This window comes from Euzebya sp., from assembly GCF_964222135.1.
Lineage (GTDB): Bacteria > Actinomycetota > Nitriliruptoria > Euzebyales > Euzebyaceae > Euzebya.
Genome location: NZ_CAXQBR010000075.1, coordinates 91,616 through 112,594 on the forward strand (window position 1 = coordinate 91,616; position 20,979 = coordinate 112,594).

Below are 20,979 nucleotides of genomic sequence, written 5' to 3' on the forward strand. Positions count from 1 at the left end.
GTCAGGCCCTGCGCCGCCGCAGGCAGACCGCGACCTCGTCGAGGTCCGCCGCGACCGGGGCGTCCGGCTTGGCGATGCGCACCTGCGCGCCGGCGACCCGGGGGTCGGCCATGATCAGGTCGAGGAGGTGGCCGGCGAGGCGCTCGATCAGGTCGAAGCGCGTGCTCGCGACCGCGTCGGCGAGGGTCTCGGCGAGCACGCCGTAGTTGACGGTGTCGTCGAGGTCGTCGGACCTCGACGCCGCCGAGAGGTCGACGTCGAGCGTGGCGTCGATGACGAACGTCTGGCCGTCGGCCTTCTCGAAGTCGAAGACCCCGTGGTGCCCGACGACCCGCAGGCCCTTGATCTCGATCACGTCCATGTGCCGCGAGGCTACGCGCCGGGGCGGTGCGCGGTCAGGTGGACGCGGTCAGGCGATCGGCGCGCCGGGTTGCACCCCGTCCGGCAGCTCGAGCAGCCGGACCGTGCCGTCGGGGTCGAGCGCGCCGAGGACCAGGAACTGGCTGGTGAAGCCGGCGATGCGCTTCTCCCCCAGGTTGACCGCCCCGACCACGGTGCGGCCGAGGAGCTCGGCGGCGGTGTAGTTGGTGATCTGGGCGGAGGTGCGGAGCTCGCCGATCACCGGGCCGAAGTCGACGGTCAGCTTCCAGGCCGGCTTGCGGGCCTCGGGGAAGTCGTCGACCGCGGTCACCACGCCGGCCCGCATGTCGACGGCGAAGAACCCCTCGGCGCCCACCACGTCCTTCGCCGGCACCGCCGCGGGGTCGTAGGGGCGTCCGTCGGGATCGATCGAGTGCTGGGCTGCCATCGACCGCGGACGCTAGCCGCTGGGGTCGCCGCCGTGCCAGTCCCCGGCGTGGTCGGCGTCCGGTGGCCGGTGGCAGGATCGTGACGATCGATGTCCGGTGGTCGCCGATGTGGCCCGCCTGCGACGGCGATCATGGTGCGCCACATGACCGACCGCGAGCTGGATTCCTTCACCATCGGCGACTGGGCGCTTCTGCTCGGCCTCGCGGCGATCTGGGGTGCGTCCTTCCTGTTCATCGACCTGGGGCTCCGGCACTTCGCGCCGGCCCAGATCGCCTTCCTGCGCCTCGCCCTCGGCACCGCTGCCCTGGCCGCCGTGCCGGCGTCACGGCGGTCGGTGGACCCCGGCGCCTGGCCGCGCATCGCGCTGCTCGGTCTGTTGTGGATGGCCATCCCGTTCCTGCTGTTCCCCATCGCCCAGCAGTGGATCGACTCGTCCCTCGCCGGCATGCTCAACGGCGGGGTGCCGCTGTGGTCCGCGCTGGTCGCGACGCTCATCGCCCGGCGCCTGCCGCCGCGCGGGGTGCTGATCGGGCTCGTCGCCGGGTTCGCCGGCATCGTGGCGATCAGCCTGCCGACGCTCGACACCGAGGGGTCCGTCGCGCTCGGCGCCGGCCTGGTCGTGTTCGCGACCATCCTGTACGGGATCGCGCTCAACATCGCCGTGCCCCTCCAGCGGTCCTACGGGTCGCTCGCGGTGCAGATGCGCGCCCAGGGCCTGGCGGCGCTCATGACCGCGCCCTTCGCCGCGGTGGCGCTGCCCGAGGCGTCGTTCGGCTGGGACTCGACCCTCGCCGTGGTCGCCCTGGGCGTGCTGGGCACCGGCACGGCGCTCGCGATGATGACGACGCTCGCCGGACGGGTCGGCGCCGCCCGCGGCTCGATCGCCATCTACCTGGTGCCGGTCGTCGCGATCGTCCTCGGCGTGGTGCTGCTCGACGAGGCGATCGCCCCGCTGGCCGTGGTCGGCACGGCGCTGGTGATCCTCGGCGCGGCGGTGACCTCGCGGTCCCAGCGCGCCCGAACGGATACCTCCGCCCAAGCGGAGGCCGCCGCGACGGTCACCCCCGGGGAGCCCGCGGTCGGTCCAGCAGCCCGCTGACCCGGCGGTCCCCCCCTCCACCTGCACGCGGTCCGGTGCGTCGAGCGACCCGGCTGCACGCTGTCCGGTGCGCCGACCGGACCGACTGCACGCTGTCCCGGAGGGTGCCGTGAAGCGTGCGGTTGACCCTCGGCGCCCACCGGACGACGTGCAGTCCAGCGGTGGCACCCCACCCGGCGACGTGCAGTTCGGGCCCGTGCGGTCGCGCGCGCCGGGTGACCTGCGCCGGTCAGCGGGTGAGCGGCGCCCAGTCGGTCTGCCCCGCCGCGACCGCGCGGGCGGTGCGGACCGCCCGGACGGTCTCGGCGACGTCGTGCACCCGCACGAACGCCGCGCCGGCGGCGGTCGCGAGGGCTGCCACGGCGAGGCTGCCGGACATCCGCTCCGCCATGGACTCCGCACCTGACACGGTGGCGAGGAAGCTCTTGCGCGACGCCCCGATCAGCACGGGACGGCCGAGGGAGCGGAACTGCGGGACGGCGCGGAGGAGCTGGAGGTTGTGCTCCGCGGTCTTCGCGAACCCGATGCCGGGGTCGACCACGACCTGCTCGCGGGACAGGCCGAGGGACTCGCAGCGGCGGAGGGTGTCGACGAGGAACTCGTAGACCTCGGCGACCACGTCCTCGTAGTCGGCGTGGTCGGCCATGTCCGCCGGCGTCGACCGGGAGTGCATCAGGACGTAGACCGCGCCGGTGCGGGCGGCCTCGGCGACCAGGTCGTCGTCGGCGGCGGCACCGACGTCGTTGACGATCTGCGCCCCCTCCTTGAGCGCGGCGCGTGCGACGTCGGCCTTCCGCGTGTCGATCGACACGCACGTCCCGTCGCTGATCAGCGCCCGGACCACCGGGAGGATGCGGCTGAGCTCCTCCTCCGCGGACACCGGCTGGGCGCCCGGACGCGTGCTCTCCCCGCCGACGTCCACGACGTCCGCACCGGCGGCGACGAGCTCGCGGGCCCGGTCGATGGCCCGCCCGGGGTGGCCGTCGGGGTAGAGGGCCCCGCCGTCGGAGAACGAGTCCGGCGTCACGTTGACGATCCCCATCACCAGGGGTCGCTGGTCGGTCGGGAGGGTCCGGCCCCGCGCACGGAGCGCAGGCGCGACGCCGGTCCAGGCGGCAACCGCCTCCCGGAGCGCCCGGTCCAGGGCGCCCGCCTCGTCCCGGTCGAGCGAGCGGCCCGCTGCACGGGCCAGCGCCTCGACGGTGCTGGTGGCGTGGATGCGGTCCCCGACGCGCTCGATCACCGCGCCGGAGGAGGACCACGCCGAGCGCAGCCGGTCCGGCTTCGACACGCGACTGACGACGAGCTTGACCTGGGTGTCGCTCCCGAGGCTGGCGTCGACGATGCGGACGAGCGGTGCGGGGGGCGGCGGGACCGAAGACATGGCGGCAGCAGCCTACCCCTGGCCCTCCCCCGCCCGTGGACGGCTGGGCGCTACGTGGCTACGAGCCGTAGGCGGCGCCGCGCGACCCGCCGATCAGCGCCATCGCCTCGGCGCGGGTGCGGGCGTCCTCCCGCATGATGCCCCGGACCGCCGAGGTGACGGTGACCGCCCCCGGCTTGCGCACGCCGCGCATGGTCATGCAGAAGTGCTCGGCCTCGATCTGGACGATCACGCCGCGGGGCTCGAGGACCCGTTCGAGGGTGTCGGCCACGTCGGCGGTGATGCGCTCCTGCAGGTTCGGGCGCTTCGCCACGACGTCGACCAGCCGGGCCAGCTTGCTGAGACCCGTCACCTGGCCGCCGACGGCCGGCAGGTAGCCGACGTGGGCCCGCCCGACGAAGGGCACGAGGTGGTGCTCGCAGACCGACGCGAAGGGGATGTCGCGGACGATCACGATCTCGTCGTGGCCCTCGTCGAACACGGTGTCCACCACGTCCGCCGGGTCGACCAGCAGGCCGGCGAAGATCTCGTCGTACATCCGGGCCACCCGGTCCGGGGTGTCGACGATCCGCGGGTCGGCGGGGTCCATACCGATGCCCTCGAACAGCATCCGCACGCCGGCGCGGATCTTCTCGTGGTCGAAGCTCGCGCGCGGCTCGGCGTTGGTCAGGACGCGGACGCGGTCGTTGGACTCGTCGAGGTGGTCGCGGGCGCCGACGATCTCGTGGGCGTCACCCGCCTCGTGGGCGTCACCGGCGGCGTCAGCCACGGGGCGGGTCCTCGGAGCGGGTGGCGTGGATCGTGCTGGGCGACTCGACCTCGCCGGGAGCCCCCGTGGACCGTCGCAGCGCGCCGAGGACCGCCGACGAGCTCCAGCCGGACGGCTCCCCGTGCATCAGCGGGCGGATCTTGCGCGAGGGGCGCGACGTGACCTTGCCGAGGATGGCCTCGAGGGCCTCCTTCTCCACGGTCTCGTGCTCGATCAGCGCCTCCGCCAGCTCCTCGAGCACGGCGCGGTTGTCGACCAGGATCTCGAGCGCCTCGTCGTGCGCCTCGTCGATGAGGGCGCGGATCTCGGTGTCGATCGTCCCCGCGATCCCGCCGGAGTAGTTCGGGCTGTGGCCGCCGTCCTTGCCGATGAACGGCTGGGCGTCCTTCTCGCCGTAGGCGATCGGGCCGAGCTTCTCGCTCATGCCGTACTGGGTGACCATCTCCCGCGCGGTGGCGGTCGCCTTGGCGATGTCGTCGCTGGCACCGGTGGTGTAGTCACCGATGGTCAGCTCCTCGGCGACCCGGCCGCCGAGCATCATCGCGAGGCGGTCGATCAGCTCGCCGCGGCTGACCAGGTACTTGTCGCGGGTGGGGAGGGACAGGGTCCAGCCGAGCGCCTGCCCGCGGGCGATGATCGACACCTTGTGGATCGGGTCGGCGTGCGGCAGCGCGTGGCCGACGATCGTGTGGCCGCCCTCGTGGTAGGCGATGAGGCGCTTCTCCTCGTCGTCCATCATCCGGGTGCGGCGCTCCGGCCCGGCGATGACCCGGTCGATCGCGTCCTCGAGGGAGGCCATCGTCACCTCGGCCATGCCGCGACGGGCTGCCAGCAGCGCGGCCTCGTTGATCAGGTTGGCCAGGTCGGCACCGGTGAAGCCGGGGGTGCGACGGGCCAGCACCTCGATGTCGGCGTCCGGGGCGAGGGGCTTGCCGCGGGCGTGGACCTTCAGGATCGCCTTGCGGCCCTCGATGTCGGGGCGGTCGACGACGATCTGGCGGTCGAAGCGGCCGGGGCGGAGCAGGGCCGGGTCGAGGATGTCGGGGCGGTTGGTGGCGGCGATCAGGATCACGCCGGTGCGGACGTCGAAGCCGTCCATCTCGACCAGGAGCTGGTTGAGGGTCTGCTCGCGCTCGTCGTGGCCGCCGCCCATGCCGGCGCCGCGGTGGCGGCCGACGGCGTCGATCTCGTCGACGAAGATGATCGCGGGGGCCGAGCTCTTGGCCTGCTCGAAGAGGTCCCGGACGCGGCTGGCGCCGACGCCGACGAACATCTCGACGAAGTCGGATCCGGAGATGGAGAAGAAGGGGACCCCCGCCTCGCCGGCGACGGCGCGCGCCAGGAGGGTCTTGCCGGTGCCCGGGGGGCCGAAGAGCAGCACGCCCTTCGGGATCTTCGCCCCGATGGCCTGGAACTTCGTCGGGTTGGACAGGAAGTCCCTGATCTCGCGGAGCTCCTCGACCGCCTCGTCCGCGCCGGCGACGTCCTCGAAGGTCACCTTGGGCTGGTCCTTCGAGACCTGCTTCGGCTTCGCCCGCCCGAAGCTCATCACGCCGCGGCCGCCGCCCTGCATCTGCGACATGAAGAAGAAGAACAGCAGGAGGATCAGCGCGAACGGGACCAGGTTGATCAGCAGCGTGATGAAGACGTTCTGGTCCTGGGCGTTGACGTCCAGGTCCTCGGGTTGGATGCCCGCCTCGTCGAGCAGCCGGTCGAGCTGCTCGTCGTTGATCACCGGGTCGTAGGTGGCCGTGTACGCGCTGCCGTCGGCCAGCTCACCCTCGAGCTGGTTGGCGCGGGAGAGGATCGTGACCGAGTCGACCTCGTCGGCCTCCAGCCGCTCGGTGAACTCCCCGTAGGTCAGCTCCGTGACCTCGCCGCCGGACCCCAGGCTCGAGACCATGAGCACGGCCAGCACGAGCAGCAGGGTGATCCAGATGACCGGCCCCCGCAGGAAGCGCTGCACATTCATTCGAGGTGGATCCTCAGTCGATACGCGTTGCAGCCCCTCGTGGTGCAGGCTGCGCCTGCAGCCGCATGCTACCAGCGGCCTCCTGGGACCGACCGGCGTGCGGCCTGGGGCTTTACGGCTCCTTTAGGCGTAGACCTCGGGCTTCAGCGTCCCGATGTAGGGGAGGGTGCGGTACTTCTCGGCGTAGTCGAGCCCGTAGCCGACGACGAACTCGTTGGGCACCTCGAACCCGGTCCAGCGGACGGGGAGCTCGACCTGGAGCTGGTCCGGCTTGACCAGCAGCGACATGATCTCGATCGACGCGGGCTTGCGGGCCCGCAGGTTCTTCAGCAGGTAGCTGAGCGTCAGGCCCGAGTCGATGATGTCCTCGACGATCAGCAGGTGGCGGCCCTCGATGTCGGTGTCGAGGTCCTTCAGGATCCGCACGACGCCGCTCGACTTCGTCGAGGCGCCGTAGGACGACACCGCCATGAAGTCGAAGACCGTGTCGATGGACAGGTTCCGCGCGAAGTCGGCGAGGACGATGAAGGCGCCCTTCAGGACCGCCGCGGTGACGACCTCCTCACCCCGGTAGTGCTGGCTGATCTCCTCGCCGAGCACCGCCAGACGCGCCTGGATCTCCTCGTGGGTGATGAGGATCTTCTCGATGTCCGGGTGGTCAGGCTCGGCATGCGAGGTCATGGGCGCGCAGCGTAGCCGGCCGCGGGTGCGGGCTACAGATCGGGGCGGGCGGTCAACCGGACCGACCGGGCCCCCGGACGTGGCGGGGCGAGGACGACCTCGGCCGCCATCAGGACCCGGTCCGCGCCGTCCACGACCAGCGGCACCTGCCCGCGCAGGGCCGCGGGCACGGTCTGCAGCACCCGGCGAGCGGCCCGGTCCCCCTCGGGCCGGCGGCCGCGGACGGCGAGGTGGCCGTCGCCCGCGTCGAGGATGGCGGTCCAGTCCCACCGGCGCCAGACGGGGCGGGTCGGGGGCTCGGGGTCCGGCCCGGCGAGATCGTCCCCGCGCCCGACGTCCAGCCACCCGAACCCGGGGACCGCGACCCGCCCGTCGAGGGGCAGGGGGATCGCGGGCAGGGGGTCGTCGGCCACCGCGACCAGCACGTGGCGCCGGCGCGGCACGTCGGCCGGGGGGGCGGGTCCCCGGCCCGTCCCGGCGTCCGCCAGCCTGGTCGCCCGCACCGCCCCCGGTAGGTCGACGGACCGCCCGACGGCCAGGTCCGCGATCCGCGCCGCGGCAGCCGTGCCAGGCCACCGGGGAGGGGTGGGGAGGGCCTCCCACGCCTGGCGCAGCGCGGGCTCCACCGCGGCCGGTCCGCCCGCAGGGGCCTCGACGGTCACGGCCATGCCGAAGCGCCGGATGCGGGTGCCGGCCCCTCCGCCCGCGTCGCCGGGAGGCGGGACGTCGGCGAGGTGCGCGCGGGCGTGCGCGGCGCGGCGGGCGAGGAGGGGGGTGACGTCGGCCTCCGCCGGGTGCAGCCGGGAGAGGGCTCCCAGCACCTCGTGCCGCGCCCGGGCCCGTCGCTGCTCCGGGTCGTCGGTCGTGGGGTCCGCCACCCACGGGTGCCCGGCCGCCGCCGCGCGCACGGCGGCGCGGCGCTCGCCGAGCAGCGGGCGGACCAGGCGGATCCCGTCGCCCTCCGCCACCGCGGCCATGCCGGCGAGCCCGGCGATGCCCGTGCCGCGGGCGATGCGGAGCAGGACCGTCTCGGCCTGGTCGTCCGCGGTGTGGGCCAGCAGGACCGCGGCCGCCCCCACCTCGCGAGCCATCGCCGCCAGCGCCGCGCGGCGCGCCCGCCGCGCTGCGTCCTCGGGGCCGTCCCCCGGTCCGACCTGCACGGCCCGCTCGAGGAACGGCGCACCCAGCGCGCCGGCGTTGGCCTGCGCGGCGGCCGCATCCGCCGCGTCGTCCCGCAGGCCGTGGCGCACGTGGCCGACGACGACGCGGAGGTCAGGTCGGGCGGCCGCGGTGAGGTGCAGCAGCGCGACGGAGTCCGGTCCACCCGAGACCGCGACCAGGACCGTCGCGCCGGGACCGAGCCCGACGGAGGGGTCGTCCAGCCCCTCGGCCAGCCGGGCGACCAGATCCGCCAGGTCGCCCACGCCCGCCGCCTCCCCTCGCGTCAGGCGGCGCGGCCGACCCGCTCGGCCCACGCGTCGGGGTCGGTCAGCTCGTCAGCCGTGGGGATGTGGGCGGGGTCCTCCCACACCCGGTTGAACGTCGCACGGCCGTGCGCGTCGGCGACATCGGTGATGAAGGTCTCCCCGACCGCGTACTGGGCGGCCTTCATCCCCATCCCGAGCGCCTTGCCGACCAGCTTCGACGGGCCGCTGACCGACCGGCGACGGGCGTTGAGCGCGGTGCGGACCCGTGCGGGATCGATCCCGCCGTCGTCCATCAGCTCCGCACCCCAGTCCATCACCACGTTCCCGTGCCCCTCGAGCAGCGACATGACCGCCTGCGCCTCCTCAAGGCGCTCGGCCTGCTCGGGGCTGAGGAACGCCTCGGCCAGGTCGCGCAGGTCCAGCTGGCCGGAGGTGACCTTGTGGCGGAGGGTCGCGATCCCGCTCCGGATCCGCTCGGGATCGATCTCGGTGCGTGCCAGGTAGTCGTCGATGATGTGGCGCAGGTGGCCCCGAAGCCACGGCACCGCCTCGAACTGCAGGCGGTGGCCCAGCTCGTGCAGGACGACGCCGCGGACGAGCTCCTCGGCGTCGATGTCGGACCCCTCGGCCAGCTCGCGCTCGACCTGCAGGAGGTTCGGCCCGACGAGGGTGAGCCGACCGGGGGTCCGGCCGCCGGGCAGGAAGACCTCGTACTGGCCGAGCACCCGGGTGGAGAGGTAGCCGAAGACCAGGCCCACCTGGATCCCGACGGCCTTCCGGGACGCGGCGGGCGGGAACGTCGATCGGCGCAGCAGGGTGGCCGCGTGCGGGTCGGTCAGGTGGCGCATGGACGCGAGGTTCGAGGCGATCCACTCGCCGCGGCCCACGACCCGCGCGGACGCGGGCTCGAGCCCCTCCCCCAGGCCGGTGGCCAGGCGGCTCGGCTCGTCGGCCAGCCGCACCGCGTCGGCGACCATGGCGCGCAGCCGCGCGACGTCCCGCACGTCCGCGTCGACGCCCGAGAGGCCGGCGACCCAGCGGCCGACGCGCTCGGCCAGGGTCCAGTCCGCCAGCGTGGCGCCGGCGCCGTCCCCCGCGGCCGCGGTCGCGCTCAGCGTCGCGACCGCGTCTCTGACTCGCGCTGGAACCGCGGCTGGGCGACGAGGTAGTAGCCGAGGATGCCGACGGTCACCAGCACCCCGACGCCGACCAGCGGGAAGATGATCCAGTCGAAGAACCCGGGACGCTCGTACTCCTCGGGGATGAACTCGAGCCCGGCGTCCGACGCGTTCTCGACGATCTCCTCGTACTCGCGGTGCTCGACCTCCGCCTCCGTCGCCACCGCGGCGGACGCCATCGCACCGGTGAGCAGGAGCCCGACCAGGAGGAGGGTGGCGAATGAGCGCTTGACCATCGTCAGAAGACCTTTGCTGCTGCGTGCGGTGCGGCTCGGCAGTGTACCCGCTGGCCCACCGCCGACCCCAAGCTCCCCAGCCCCTCCCCCGCCGGTCGGGCCATCCGAAGCTAGTCACATCTTCCTATTGGTCTCGGCGGCGCTGTTCGGCACACTCCGGGTCGGAGGAGCTCTGCCAGGGGGCGGAGGGCTCCACCGCCAGACCCCACCCCGCGGGCACCGGGGTCAGACGAGCAGACCGGATCGGCGGGCCGGTCTGCTCGTCGTGCCCTGGCACCGTCACCGCGGACCGGGGGTCAGTCCCGCAGCAGGGCCTCGAACCGCCGTGCGCCGACCGCCAGGCCGGCCAGGCCGACGGCGACCAGCACGACCAGGTGGAGGGCGAGGGTCCAGTCGAGGACGCCCAGGCTGACCTGACGCAGCGCCTCGACCCCGTGGTACAGCGGGCTCAGGGTCGTCACGACCTGCGCCCAGCCGGGGAGCACCTCGAGGGGGTAGAAGGTCGCGGAGAAGAGGAACAGCGGGACGACGACGATCTGCAGCAGGTCGAAGTCGTTGACCGTCCGCATGAAGGTCGTCGCGGCGAGCGTGGTGGTGGCGAACGCGAACCCGACCAGCATCGCGAGGGGCAGGACCGCGACGGCGAGGGGGGAGCGGACCAGGCCGAGGGCCAGCATCACCGCCAGGAACCCCACGGCGTAGATCCCGGTGCGCAGCACGGCCCAGAGGACCTCGCCGGTCGCGATGTCGCGAGGCCGCGCCGGGGTGGCGCCCATCGCCGCGTACAGCTTGTCGCTGATCTTGAAGTACACGTTGTAGGTCTCGAAGACCGCCGCGTTCATCGCCGCGGCGCCGAGCAGGCCGGGGGCGACGAACGCGTCGTAGGCCACGGGGTTGCCGGCGGCGTCGGTCAGCTCGCCCACCAGCCCGCCGACGCCGACGCCGAGGACGAGCAGGTACAGCAGCGGCTCGAAGACCCCGCTGACCAGGACCACCCACTGCCCGCGCCACAGCAGCAGGTTGCGCTCCACGACGAAGCGGGCCGCCGGCGCGCCGAGCAGCCGGTACGGCGCCAGCCGGGCGAGGGACATCCACGCGCTGCGGTAGGGGTCGGTGGCGGGGCTCGCGCTCGCGGGGACGCTCACGGGTGGAGCCTCCGGCGGAGCATCCGCTCGCCGACCACGGCGCTGACCGCGGTCCAGGCCGCGAGGAACGCCACGTGGGCCGGCCACGGCCAGGCGGGGGCGATGTCGAGCGCGGCGGCGCGGAGCAGCTCCACCCCGTGGTACAGCGGTGACGCGACGGCGAGGGGCCGGGCGAGGTCGGGCAGCTCGCTGACGGGCAGGAACGTGCCGGAGAGGATGAACATCGGCACGACCCCGAAGCGGAACACCGAGCTCAGCGTGAAGTCCTTCTGCGCGGTGACCGTGACCGCGAACAGGCTCATGCCGACGGCCATGCCGGTCAGGACCGCGGGGACGACCGCGGCGGCCGCGCCCCGCGGGTCGACCAGCCCGAGGGCGGCCAGCACCACCGCGAAGACCCCGCTCGACACGGTCAGCTTCGCCAGGAGCAGCAGCGCCTTGCCGCCGAGGAGGTCCACCGGGCGCAGGGGCGTCGCGACCGCGGCCAGCCAGGTCCGGGTGTACTTGATCGACCCGAGGACCGGCCAGGCCATCTCCCCCGCGCCGGTCTGCATGGCCGCGCCGGCCATCAGCCCGGTCCCGGCGAAGGCGGCGTAGGTCACCCCGCCGAGTGCCTCGCTCGCGCCACCGTCCGCGATCAGGCTGCCGAGGCCGAGCCCGATGCTCGCCAGGTACAGCACGGGGGCGACGAACGTGCTGAAGGCGCTGCCGTACCAGGACCGACGCCAGAGGTCGACCTGGTGGCGGGCGAAGCGGAGGGACCCGGTCACGCCCTACTCCGTCAGGGTGCGGCCGGCGAGGGTCAGGAAGACGTCCTCGAGGGTGCTGCGGCGGGTGAGGGTCTGGGCGACCGCGACGCCGCTGCCGGCCACCGCTGCGCTGGTCGCGGTCGCGTCGTCGGTGTACAGCAGCACCCGGTCGGCGAGCACCTCGGCTCGCGGGGCAGCCGCCTCCAGCGCGGCGGTGTCGTCTGGCACACCTCGCGGGAAGCGCAGCTCGACCACCTCGCGGTTGACGTAGGTCTCGATCAGCTGCTGCGGGGCGCCCTCGGCGACGATCCGGCCGCCGTGCATCACCACCAGCCGGTCGCAGAGCTGCTCGGCCTCGTCCATGTAGTGGGTCGTGAGCACCAGGCTGACGCCCTGGGACTTGAGCCGGTACAGCCGATCCCAGACCAGCTGGCGGGCTTGGGGGTCGAGTCCGGTGGTGGGCTCGTCGAGCAGGACCAGGTCGGGCTCGTTGATCAGCGCCCGGGCGATCACCAGCCGCCGCTTCATCCCACCCGACAGGGTCTGGACCGGCGAGTCGCGGCGCTCCCACAGCTCGACGAAGCGGAGCAGCTCCTCGGCCCGGTCGCCGATCGCGCGCGACGACAGGCCGAAGAACCGGCCGTAGAAGAGGAGGTTCTGGCGGACCGTCAGCTCGTTGTCGAGGTTGTCCTCCTGCGGGACGATCCCGAGCCGCGCGCGCACCGCCGACCCGTCCCGCGTCGGGTCCATGCCGAGGACCGACAGCGACCCGCCTGAGACCGGGCTCAGCGCCGCGATCATCCGCATCGTGGACGTCTTGCCCGCCCCGTTCGGCCCCAGGAAGCCGAACGCCTCGCCGCGGTGGATGCGGACGTCGATCCCGTCGACGGCCACCGCGTCGCCGAACCGCTTGGTCAGGCCGACCGCGGCGACCATCACCTCGGGTGGGGTGTCTCCCGTGCGCTCGTCCACAGCCGGGGAAGGGTAGCGAGGGGTGCGACGTCAGGCACCCGTCAGGCGCGTCGCCGAGCCCCGCGTCGGGTATCCCCACCAGCGATGCCCTACGAGCTCCGACCCCACGACGAGGACCTGGCCACCGCGCTGCGCAGGGTGGCGGGCGAGCAGGCCCACGACGCGATCGCCGCCCTGCGCGCCGCCCTCGCCCACCCGGTCGGCGACGTGGACCTCGACGGCGAGGACGTCTGGGACGAGGGCGTCCACGAGGCCCGGAAGTCGTGCAAGAAGATCCGCGCGGTGGCCCGGCTCTGCCGCGATGCGCTCGGGGACGCCTACCGCGACGTCAACGCGGAGTTCCGGGACGCGGCCGCCACCCTGTCCGACGTGCGGGACGGCTGGACGCTGGTCGAGACGACCGACCGCCTCACCGGGCTGGACGACGACGCGGGGTCCCACGACCTCCTCGACGCCGGCCCTCTCCGACGCCTGCGCGAGCGGCTCTGCGACCGCTACCTGACCCTCCGCCAGCAGGCGGACGAGGAGGGGCGCCTGCAGGTCGCCCTCGAGGCCCTCGAGGCAGCCGCGAGCCGCATCGAGGCCTGGCCGCTCGACGACGACCTGGCGCCCGCGGCGCTCCAGCCGAGCATCGAGCGGGTCTACGGGCGCGGTCGGCGGTGGTGGGAGGCGCTCGCGGACACCGTCGGCGAGGACCCGCACGCCACGACCCACGAGTGGCACCAGTGGCGCAAGCGCGCCAAGTACCTCTGGTACCACGTGCGCCTGCTGACCCCGGTGTGGCCGGCGGTGATGGAGGGGGTCGCCGACGACCTCGACGGGCTGTGCGACGACCTCGGCGAGGACCACGACCTCGGCGTGCTGGTCGGCCTGCTTCGCACGGGGGAGCTGGTCGACCCCGGTGCTACCGAGCAGATCGTCGGGGCCGCCGCCGTCCAGCGCCACGCGCTGCGGCGCGATGCCGCCGACGTCGCGCCCCGGGTGTACGCCGAGGAGCCGGTCGCCTACGCCGCTCGGGTGGTGGCCTACCTCGAGTCGCCGGTGGTGGGGGGCGACGGGACCGATGCCGGCTGAGCCGGCTGAGCCGGCTCGCGCCCGCGGGCCGGCGAGGGTGGGCGCGATCGGGGCCTGCGTCGGCTGACGGCGATGGTCGGCGCGATCCTGAGCGCTGGACGGGCCGCGTCAACCGCGCGGCAACCTGCCGTTCGCCGCGCCGGGGCAGGATCCGGGGACGGCCACGTCGAACTCCGCCTCGACCCCCCCACCCGGAGGATCCCCCCATGCGCCTGGACCGCCGCCGCCTGCTGCACCGCGCGACCGCCGCCGCCGGCGCCACCCTCCTCTTGCGCCCACTCGGCGCGCTCGGCGGCCCCCTCGCCCCCGACGACGCGTACGGGACGTCGCGCGCCTCGCGCCTCTTCCCCGGCCAGCGACTGGTCCACGCCGACCTGCACAACCACACGCGGCTGTCCGACGGCGACGGCGACCCGGCGCTCGCGTTCGACTCGATGCGCGACGCCGGCCTGGACGTGGCGGCGCTGACCGACCACGCCGTGCTGAACTCGCCCGACGACCCGCTCCGCCGCGACGTGTGCGCGGGCATCAGCGCGATCCCCGAGGTCGGCGACGGGTGCGGGTCGCTGGCCGGGATCACCGAGGAGTCGTGGGCGCTGACCGGGCAGCTGGCAGCCGAGCGCACCACCGGGGACTTCCTCGCCGTCCGCGGGTTCGAGTGGTCGAGCCCCACTCTCGGGCACGTGAACGTCTGGTTCACGTCGACCTGGATCGACGTGCTGTCGACCGCGGGGCTGGGGGCCGGTGCCAGCGCGGAGACCCTCATCGACCCGGTGGGGGACGGCATCCGGGAGATCCCCGGCGTCGGCGACGCCGCCACCGCGCTCGTGCTGCCACTGGTCGACGGCCTGCTCGACGGCCTCCAGCTCGCCGAGGGGCCGGTCGCGATGGCGCTGCTCCACCGCTGGCTGTCCCGGCCCGACGACGAGGTGTTCGGTGGAGGCGGCTCGGGGTTCGCCGGCTTCAACCACCCCGGCCGTGAGGTGGGCCGCTTCGGGGAGTTCGCCTACTCCCCCGCGCTGGCCGACCGGATCGTGTCCCTCGAGCTGCTCAACCGGCGGGAGGACTACCTCTTCGAGGGGACCGACCGCGGTGAGGTGAGCCCGCTGGTGCAGTGCCTCGCGGCGGGGTGGCGACCGGGGATCCTGGGCGTCACCGACGAGCACGGCACCGACTGGGGCCGTCCGGCCGGCAAGGGCAGGGGAGGGTTCTGGGTCGGCGAGCTGTCGATCGTCGGCATGAAGGAGGCGCTGCTCAACCGCAGGTTCTACGCGACTCGGGTGCGGGGCCTCCGCCTCGACGTCGCGTGCAACGCCGTGCGGATGGGCGGGGTGCTCGGCCACCCCGGCGGTCCGGTCCGCGTCCAGGTGGACCTCGACACCGGGGGCCGGTACGCCGGGCGCGAGCTGGTGCTGCAGGTGCTCAGCCGCCCGCGGGACGGCGGGGCGATGCCGGCGATCCTCCACACCTCCACCGTCCGGGCCGACGGGCCGGTCATCGACGTCCTCGTGCCGGACGTCGACCCGGCCGCCTCGCCCTGGCTGGTCGTGCGGCTCAGCGACCCGGCGCACGAGCCGACGGACGACCTGCCCTTCGAGCGGGACGTCCGGGCCGAGGGGGTGTGGGCGGAGCTGGGCGCCGCGTGGGCGTACGCCAGCCCCGTGTGGCTGGATCCCGCGCTCGCACCGCCGGCGGACGACCGCGCCCCGTTGATGCGGGGTGACGCGGGCGCTGGAGGCGGGCCTGTCGGCGCGCCCTCGCCAACCCCGGCGCCGACGACCACTCCGGACCCGACGGCGCCGCCCACCGGCCAGCCGTCGGTGACGGCGACTGTCCGCCGCCGCGGCGGGGCCACCCGGATCGAGACGGCCGTCGAGCTGTCCCGGTCGACGTTCCCGGTGGGCGTCCCGGTGGTCTTCGTGGCGCAGGCCGGCGCGTTCCCCGACGCGCTGGCCGCGGTGCCCGCGGTGGCACCGTCGGGGGGGCCGCTCCTGCTGGTCGAGGCCGACGCGGTGCCCGCAGTCGTCGCCGCGGAGTTGGACCGGCTGACGCCGGACCGCATCGTGGTGCTCGGCGGGACGGAGGTCGTCGCCGACCCCGTCGTCGAGGCCCTCGGTGCGCACGCCGAGGACGTCGTCCGGATCGCGGGGGCCGATCGGTATGCGACGTCCGCGGCGATCGTGGCGGCGTGGTTCGCGTCCGCCGACGAGGTCGTGGTGGCGACCGGGACGGACTTCGCCGACGCGCTCGCGAGCGGGCCAGCGATCGCGCGGGTCGGCGGACCGCTGCTGCTGGTGCGCCCCGACGGGGTGCCCGACGTCGTGGCGGCTGAGCTCGATCGGCTGTCACCCGAGCGGATCCTCGTCGTCGGCGGGGCGGGGGCGATCGCCGACGAGGTGGTCGACGCGCTCGGGAGCCACGCGGCAGTCGTCGAACGCATCGCCGGCGCGGACCGGATCGCGACTGCCGCGGCGATCTGCGCGGCGCGGTTCGCGTCCGCCGACGAGGTCGTGGTGGCGACGGGGGCGGACTTCGCCGACGCGCTGGCAGCCGGGCCGGCCGCGGTGATGCGGGGCGCCCCGGTCCTCCTGGTCGAACGGGACCGGATCCCGCCGGCGACCGACGCGCAGCTCAGGCGTCTCGGCCCGCTCCTCATCACCATCGCCGGCGGCCCCGGCGCGGTGTCCGCGGCGGTCGAGGAGGCCCTCGCCACGTACCCCGCCACCTGAGGCGCCCGCCCGTGCGGGACGATCGGCAGCCCGCCATCGACCCACGGGCGCCGAACAGGACCGACCACGCCAGCGCACGCCCCGCCATCGACCCACGGGACCACGCTGTGCGATCGGCCGTTCGCGGAGGGTTTCACCCCCGACCGCCGGGGAAGACCATGCGCGTGCAGCCCGCCACCGACACCGTCATCGCCCAGACCGCCCTGACCGACGTCCGCGCACGCGCCCGCCGCGGCGCGATCGCCCAGGCCCTCGCCCTGCTGGCCACGGCCGCGCCGGTCATCCTCGTGGCGGTCTGGTCGGTGCTGTTCGCGCTGTGACCCGGGCGCTGGCGATCAGCGCCGGCCGGTCACGCGCTTGACGGCCTTCGCCACCGCGGGGCCGACGCCGTCGGAGAACCCGAGGAAGAGGCTGACCAGGACCGCGCCGTAGATCGCGACCCGCAGCTGGCCGAGGTCGCGGAGCCACTCGTCGATGAACCCGAAGCTGACCGCGCCGATGACGGGTCCGAGCAGGGTGTTGATCCCGCCGAACGCGAGCATCACCAGGGTGCGGACGTCGACGTGGTGGAAGGCGTAGCTGGTCGGTGAGACGAAGCCCTCGTGGTGGGCGTAGAGGGCGCCGATGACGCCGATCATCGCCGAGCCGATCGCGCCGGCGGCGATGCGGTAGCGGGCGACGTCCACGCCGGCGAGCTCGGCGGTCATCTCGTCGTCCTTCAGCGCCCGGAACGCCCAGCCGTAGTGGGAGCGCTGCAGCAGGCGGAAGAGGATCAGGAACAGCGCGAGCACGGCCAGGAAGGTGTAGTAGCCACCGGTGTCGCCGGCGAGGAACCCCTCGGAGCCGGTGTCGATGACCAGGCCGGTCTCGCCGCCGGTCCACTCGCGCTGGCCGAGCAGCAGGTTCTCGAAGCCGAGGGCGAAGGTGAGGGTCACGATGCCGGTGAAGATCGTGTCGAGGGACCGGCGCACGCTGATCCAGGAGAACAGGCCGCCGAGGAGGCAGGCCAGGGCGGTCCCTGCCAGCAGCCCGATCACGAGCGGCATCCCGGCGCGGTCGGTCAGGATCGCCGAGGTGTAGCCGGCGACCCCCGCGAGCGCGCCCAGGCAGAGGAACAGCTGCCCGGTGGCGCCGAAGATGACGTTGAACGACGTGGCGTAGCCGGCGAACACGAGCGCGCCTATCGCGAGGCCCATGTAGGTCCGCGACCCCCCCAGGACGAGGGGGACGAGCGCGAGCAGCGCCACGGCGATCGCGATGGGCAGGTACGCGGTCCACACCGGCCGGCTGGTCGCGGTCATGTGCTCGGAGGCCCCGGTCACGGCGGCGGCGCCGGTGCTGGCCTCGGACGAGGGGGCGGTCGAGGCGCTCACGCGGCCCGCCCCATCAGCCCGGACGGCTTGAGGAGGATGGTCAGGCCGGCTGCGGCGAGCAGGATGATCGAGGTGATGTAGGCGCCGATGTAGAAGCTGGACAGGGCGTTCACGATGCCCAGCAGGATGCCCGCCAGCAGCGCGCCCGACGCGCTGCCGAGCCCGCCGACCACGGTGACGATCAGCGCCTCGATGGTGAAGTCGAAGCCCGAGTTGACGGTGACGGGCGAGGTCATCGACGTGGTCACGGCGACCAGTCCGGCCAGGGCGGTCCCGACGGCGAAGATGGCGGTGCGCATCGCCGCGGGGTTGACCCCGACCAGCTTCGCCCCCTCCTCGTCCTGGATGATCGAGCGCACCGCCCGCCCGACGCTGGTGCGCCGCAGCACGTAGATGATCACGGCCAGGCAGACGACGGCGATGCCCGCCGCGTAGATGCTGCCCGCCCGCATCGGCACGCCGAGCAGGTCGATCGACCCGCCGCCGATCCGCACGCTCAGGGCCTTGTTGGGGTAGCGCCAGCCGATCAGCCCGTCGATCGCGAAGGCGGTGCCGAGCGTCAGGAGCAGGCTGAGCAGGACGCGGTGCTCGCCCTCCGCGGCGTAGACCCACCGCATGATGGACCGGTCCATCAGCACCCCGAACAGCCCCGCGGCGGCGATGCCGACCGCCGCCGCCACGCCGACCGGCCAGCCCGCGCCCATGGCGTTCGAGATGATCATCGCGGCGCCGACGCCGATCGCGCCGTGGGCGAGGTTGAGCACCCCTCCCAGCCCGTACAGCAGGGACAGGCCGATGCCGAGCAGGCCGAGCTGCAGGCCGTCGACGATGCCGTCCAGGATGGTGGCGAGCATCAGGCGATCCCCAGGTAGGCGCGGCGGACGTCGGGGTTGTTGGCCAGCTCAGCGGACGAGGCGGTCAGCTCGATGCGACCGTCCTCGAGGACGTAGCCGCGGTCGGCCAGGCCGAGCGCGAGGGGGACCTGCTGCTCGGCGACGAGGATGGTCATGCCCTCTCCCTTCAGCACGCCGAGCGCCGTGTAGGCGTCGGCGGCCAGCTTGGGCGCCAGCCCTGTGGTCGGCTCGTCGAGGATCAGCACCTTCGGCTTGGCCATGAGCGCCCTCCCGACGGCCAGCATCTGCTGCTCCCCACCCGACATCGTGCCGGCGTGCTGTCCCCTCCGGTCCCGCAGGCGCGGGAACAGGTCGAAGACCACGTCGAGCTGGGCGCTGTCGGGCTTGGACGGGTAGGCGCCGAGCGCCAGGTTCTCCGCCACCGACATCTGCCCGAACAGGTGGCGCTCCGCCGGGACGTAGGCGAGCCCCGCACGGGAGATCCGGTGCGCGGACCACCCCGAGATGTCGACGCCGTCGAGGACCACGGTCCCACCGCTCGAGGCGTGCAGCCCGGCCACCGCGCGCAACAGGGTGGTCTTGCCCGCCCCGTTCGAGCCGATGATGGCCACCGCCTCGCTGGCGGCGACGGTGAACGCGACGTCGTGGACGACGTCGTTGCCCGCGTACCCCGCGGAGACTTCGGTGACCTCAAGCACCGGCGCCACCCCCGCCCACGGCGGCGCCCTGGCCGAGGTACGCCTCGACGACGCGGTCGTCGCGCATGACCACGTCCGGCGTCCCGTGGACCAGCAGCTGGCCGAAGTTCAGCACCGCGACGTGGTCCGCCAGGGCCGTCACCGCGCGCATGACGTGCTCCACCCAGACGACGGTGACGTCGGCGGAGTCCCGGACCCGTCTGACGATGGCCATCGAGTCCTCCAGCTCGCCGGGGTTCAGGCCGGCCATGACCTCGTCCAGCAGCAGCAGCTTGGGCTGCCCGGCGAGCGCACGGGCCAGCTCGAGGATCCGCTGCTGGTGGAGGTTGAGCTGGCCCACCGGCCAGTGGGCCCGGTCGGACAGGCCGACCAGCTCGAGCGCTTCGTCGGCGGCGACCAGCGCCTCCCGCTCGCCCCTGCGCCCACCGGGGGTGCCGAACATCGCGCCGAGCGCGGCGTTCTCCCGCACCGACAGCGACGCGAGGGGCCGGGGGGTCTGGAGCACCTTGCCGATCCCCTGCTGGCGGATCGCGTGGGCGGACATCGCCGTGATGTCCACCCCGTCGACGGTGACCTGCCCGCTGGTGGCGTCGTGCATCCCGCTGATCGTCTTCAGCAGGGTCGACTTGCCCGCGCCGTTCGGGCCGATGATCGCGTAGATCAGCCCGCGGTCGACGTCGAGCGTGACGCCGTCGACGGCCGGCAGGCCACCGAAGTGCTTGCGGACGTCGCGCAGCTCGAGGATCGGCATGGTGTGGGGTCCCTCCGGCGGGAGCCTACTCCGGCTGGTAGGGCTCGAGGGGCTCGGGGACCAACAGCACCTCGGGGTACCAGCCAGCACCCTCGTTGATGCCCTCCGGCGGCTCCATCTCGCGGATGATCGCGAACGCCGGCTGGGACTCCGCCAGCTCACCCCACTCCGTCCAGGACATCGTGTGGGAGTAGCCCGGCAGGTCGAAGGAGCCCGCGTGCAGGTACTCCGCCACCGCGACCGGGTCGTCCCCGACCTCGCCGACCGCCTCGGCCAGCATCGTCACGATCCCGTAGCCGGCGACCGCGTCGTCCTCCATGAACCCGAAGTCGCTGAACTCAGCGAACCGCGCCGCCAGCTCCTGGTAGTCCTCAGAGGAGTAGTCCGCGCAGCCGTAGTCCGCGTAGGTGTCGAACGCGGCGTCGCCGACGCCCTCGAAGACCGTCGAGAAGGGCGCGTACGGCCCCGTCACGGGGACCTCGAAGCCCAGGTCGGCCGCCTGGATCGTGATGGGGCCTGCTCCCGGCGGGTGGCCGGTCGCGGCGATCACGTCAGGACCGAACTCGTCCAGCGCGCGCAGGTAGGTCGTGAAGTCGGTCTCACCGACCGGCGCGACCTCGATCTGGTACTCGACCCCCGCCTCGTCGAGGGCGGTCTCCAGCGCCTCGCGCACCGCCTGGCCCCAGGCGTAGTCCGCGATGATCGCGCCAACGCGGGACAGGTCGTTCTCCTGCAGGTACTGCACCAGCGGTCCGGCGGTCATCGGCGCGGACGGCAGGCAGGTCCGGAACGTGTAGCGGCTGTCCGCGGTCAGGATGTCCGTCGCCCCGCCCTTGACCATGAACAGCGGCACCTCGAGCTCCTCAGCGGTCCGCGACGTCGCCAGCCCCACGTCGGAGGAGATCACCCCGCCGACACCGACCACGCCGTCCTGCTCCACCATCCGCTCGAACGCCGTCACCCCCTCCTCGGGGTTGTTCTGGTCATCGGCCTCGACCAGCTCGATCATCCGCCCATCGACGCCGCCGTCGGCGTTGATCTCCTCCGCCGCCATCTGCATCCCCGCCTGCAGCTGGAT

General features: G+C 73.7%; 21 protein-coding genes. 4 read left to right on the forward strand and 17 right to left on the reverse strand.

The window, feature by feature from the left end; translation table 11 throughout:
• Position 1: 1 nt before the first annotated feature.
• Both folB and ACEQ2X_RS16895 read right to left on the reverse strand, forming a co-directional pair.
• The gene (folB, locus tag ACEQ2X_RS16890) at positions 2 to 361 is read right to left on the reverse strand and encodes a dihydroneopterin aldolase (RefSeq protein ID WP_370327003.1); all 360 of its coding nucleotides are present in this window, start codon (positions 359 to 361) and stop codon (positions 2 to 4) included.
• A 48-nt stretch (positions 362 to 409) separates the two neighbouring features.
• Entirely contained in the window at positions 410 to 808 is a 399-nt protein-coding gene (locus tag ACEQ2X_RS16895; RefSeq protein WP_370327004.1) for a tRNA-binding protein, read from the reverse strand.
• 144 nt (positions 809 to 952) lie between these two features.
• On the opposite strand from ACEQ2X_RS16895, the gene ACEQ2X_RS16900 reads away from it, so the two are divergent.
• Complete coding sequence (locus ACEQ2X_RS16900; protein WP_370327005.1) at positions 953 to 1,909, forward strand: DMT family transporter; 957 nt, start codon at positions 953 to 955, stop codon at positions 1,907 to 1,909.
• Positions 1,910 to 2,138: 229 nt separating this feature from the next.
• On the opposite strand, the gene folP is transcribed toward ACEQ2X_RS16900, so the two are convergent.
• From folP to ACEQ2X_RS16950, 10 genes are all read right to left on the reverse strand, one after another.
• Entirely contained in the window at positions 2,139 to 3,293 is a 1,155-nt protein-coding gene (gene folP, locus ACEQ2X_RS16905) for a dihydropteroate synthase (protein WP_370327006.1), read from the reverse strand.
• Between the two features lie 58 nt (positions 3,294 to 3,351).
• On the reverse strand, positions 3,352 to 3,963 hold the full coding sequence (folE, locus tag ACEQ2X_RS16910) for a GTP cyclohydrolase I FolE (protein ID WP_370327022.1): 612 nt from the start codon (positions 3,961 to 3,963) through the stop codon (positions 3,352 to 3,354).
• A gap of 91 nt (positions 3,964 to 4,054) precedes the next feature.
• The gene (ftsH, locus tag ACEQ2X_RS16915) at positions 4,055 to 6,034 is read right to left on the reverse strand and encodes an ATP-dependent zinc metalloprotease FtsH (RefSeq protein WP_370327007.1); all 1,980 of its coding nucleotides are present in this window, start codon (positions 6,032 to 6,034) and stop codon (positions 4,055 to 4,057) included.
• A gap of 123 nt (positions 6,035 to 6,157) precedes the next feature.
• The gene (hpt, locus tag ACEQ2X_RS16920; protein WP_370327008.1) at positions 6,158 to 6,715 is read right to left on the reverse strand and encodes a hypoxanthine phosphoribosyltransferase; all 558 of its coding nucleotides are present in this window, start codon (positions 6,713 to 6,715) and stop codon (positions 6,158 to 6,160) included.
• Positions 6,716 to 6,747: 32 nt separating this feature from the next.
• Positions 6,748 to 8,139, reverse strand: coding sequence for a tRNA lysidine(34) synthetase TilS (gene tilS / locus ACEQ2X_RS16925; protein WP_370327009.1), 1,392 nt, complete (start codon positions 8,137 to 8,139; stop codon positions 6,748 to 6,750).
• A 20-nt stretch (positions 8,140 to 8,159) separates the two neighbouring features.
• Positions 8,160 to 9,371: a zinc-dependent metalloprotease gene (locus ACEQ2X_RS16930; RefSeq protein ID WP_370327023.1), complete on the reverse strand. Its 1,212-nt coding sequence runs from the start codon at positions 9,369 to 9,371 to the stop codon at positions 8,160 to 8,162.
• Positions 9,254 to 9,556 (reverse strand): hypothetical protein, encoded by a 303-nt coding sequence (locus tag ACEQ2X_RS16935; protein WP_370327026.1) that lies wholly within the window; start codon positions 9,554 to 9,556, stop codon positions 9,254 to 9,256. The genes ACEQ2X_RS16930 and ACEQ2X_RS16935 overlap by 118 nt, the downstream gene beginning before the upstream one ends.
• A gap of 296 nt (positions 9,557 to 9,852) precedes the next feature.
• A complete protein-coding gene (locus ACEQ2X_RS16940; protein WP_370327010.1) occupies positions 9,853 to 10,701 on the reverse strand; it encodes an ABC transporter permease in 849 nt (282 codons plus the stop codon).
• Positions 10,698 to 11,471, reverse strand: a complete 774-nt coding sequence (locus ACEQ2X_RS16945; protein ID WP_370327011.1) for an ABC transporter permease — start codon at positions 11,469 to 11,471, stop codon at positions 10,698 to 10,700. The genes ACEQ2X_RS16940 and ACEQ2X_RS16945 overlap by 4 nt, the downstream gene beginning before the upstream one ends.
• A 3-nt stretch (positions 11,472 to 11,474) precedes the next feature.
• Positions 11,475 to 12,386 carry an ABC transporter ATP-binding protein gene (locus ACEQ2X_RS16950; protein ID WP_370327024.1) on the reverse strand — a complete coding sequence of 304 codons (912 nt, stop codon included), beginning with the start codon at positions 12,384 to 12,386 and terminating at the stop codon, positions 11,475 to 11,477.
• 120 nt (positions 12,387 to 12,506) lie between these two features.
• On the opposite strand from ACEQ2X_RS16950, the gene ACEQ2X_RS16955 reads away from it, so the two are divergent.
• From ACEQ2X_RS16955 to ACEQ2X_RS16965, 3 genes are all read left to right on the forward strand, one after another.
• On the forward strand, positions 12,507 to 13,496 hold the full coding sequence (locus ACEQ2X_RS16955) for a CHAD domain-containing protein (RefSeq protein WP_370327012.1): 990 nt from the start codon (positions 12,507 to 12,509) through the stop codon (positions 13,494 to 13,496).
• Positions 13,497 to 13,702: 206 nt separating this feature from the next.
• On the forward strand, positions 13,703 to 16,225 hold the full coding sequence (locus ACEQ2X_RS16960) for a cell wall-binding repeat-containing protein (protein WP_370327013.1): 2,523 nt from the start codon (positions 13,703 to 13,705) through the stop codon (positions 16,223 to 16,225).
• A gap of 158 nt (positions 16,226 to 16,383) precedes the next feature.
• Positions 16,384 to 16,545: a hypothetical protein gene (locus ACEQ2X_RS16965; RefSeq protein WP_370327014.1), complete on the forward strand. Its 162-nt coding sequence runs from the start codon at positions 16,384 to 16,386 to the stop codon at positions 16,543 to 16,545.
• Between the two features lie 15 nt (positions 16,546 to 16,560).
• Here ACEQ2X_RS16965 and ACEQ2X_RS16970 read toward each other — a convergent pair whose 3' ends face one another.
• From ACEQ2X_RS16970 to ACEQ2X_RS16990, 5 genes are all read right to left on the reverse strand, one after another.
• Entirely contained in the window at positions 16,561 to 17,598 is a 1,038-nt protein-coding gene (locus tag ACEQ2X_RS16970) for a branched-chain amino acid ABC transporter permease (protein ID WP_370327015.1), read from the reverse strand.
• Positions 17,595 to 18,452, reverse strand: coding sequence for a branched-chain amino acid ABC transporter permease (locus ACEQ2X_RS16975; RefSeq protein ID WP_370327016.1), 858 nt, complete (start codon positions 18,450 to 18,452; stop codon positions 17,595 to 17,597). Before ACEQ2X_RS16975 ends, ACEQ2X_RS16970 begins: the two co-directional genes overlap by 4 nt.
• Complete coding sequence (locus ACEQ2X_RS16980) at positions 18,452 to 19,150, reverse strand: ABC transporter ATP-binding protein (protein WP_370327017.1); 699 nt, start codon at positions 19,148 to 19,150, stop codon at positions 18,452 to 18,454. Before ACEQ2X_RS16980 ends, ACEQ2X_RS16975 begins: the two co-directional genes overlap by 1 nt.
• Positions 19,143 to 19,901, reverse strand: coding sequence for an ABC transporter ATP-binding protein (locus ACEQ2X_RS16985; RefSeq protein ID WP_370327018.1), 759 nt, complete (start codon positions 19,899 to 19,901; stop codon positions 19,143 to 19,145). Before ACEQ2X_RS16985 ends, ACEQ2X_RS16980 begins: the two co-directional genes overlap by 8 nt.
• Positions 19,902 to 19,926: 25 nt before the next feature.
• Positions 19,927 to 20,979: ABC transporter substrate-binding protein (locus tag ACEQ2X_RS16990; RefSeq protein ID WP_370327019.1), on the reverse strand; the 1,053-nt coding region annotated here is incomplete at its 5' end.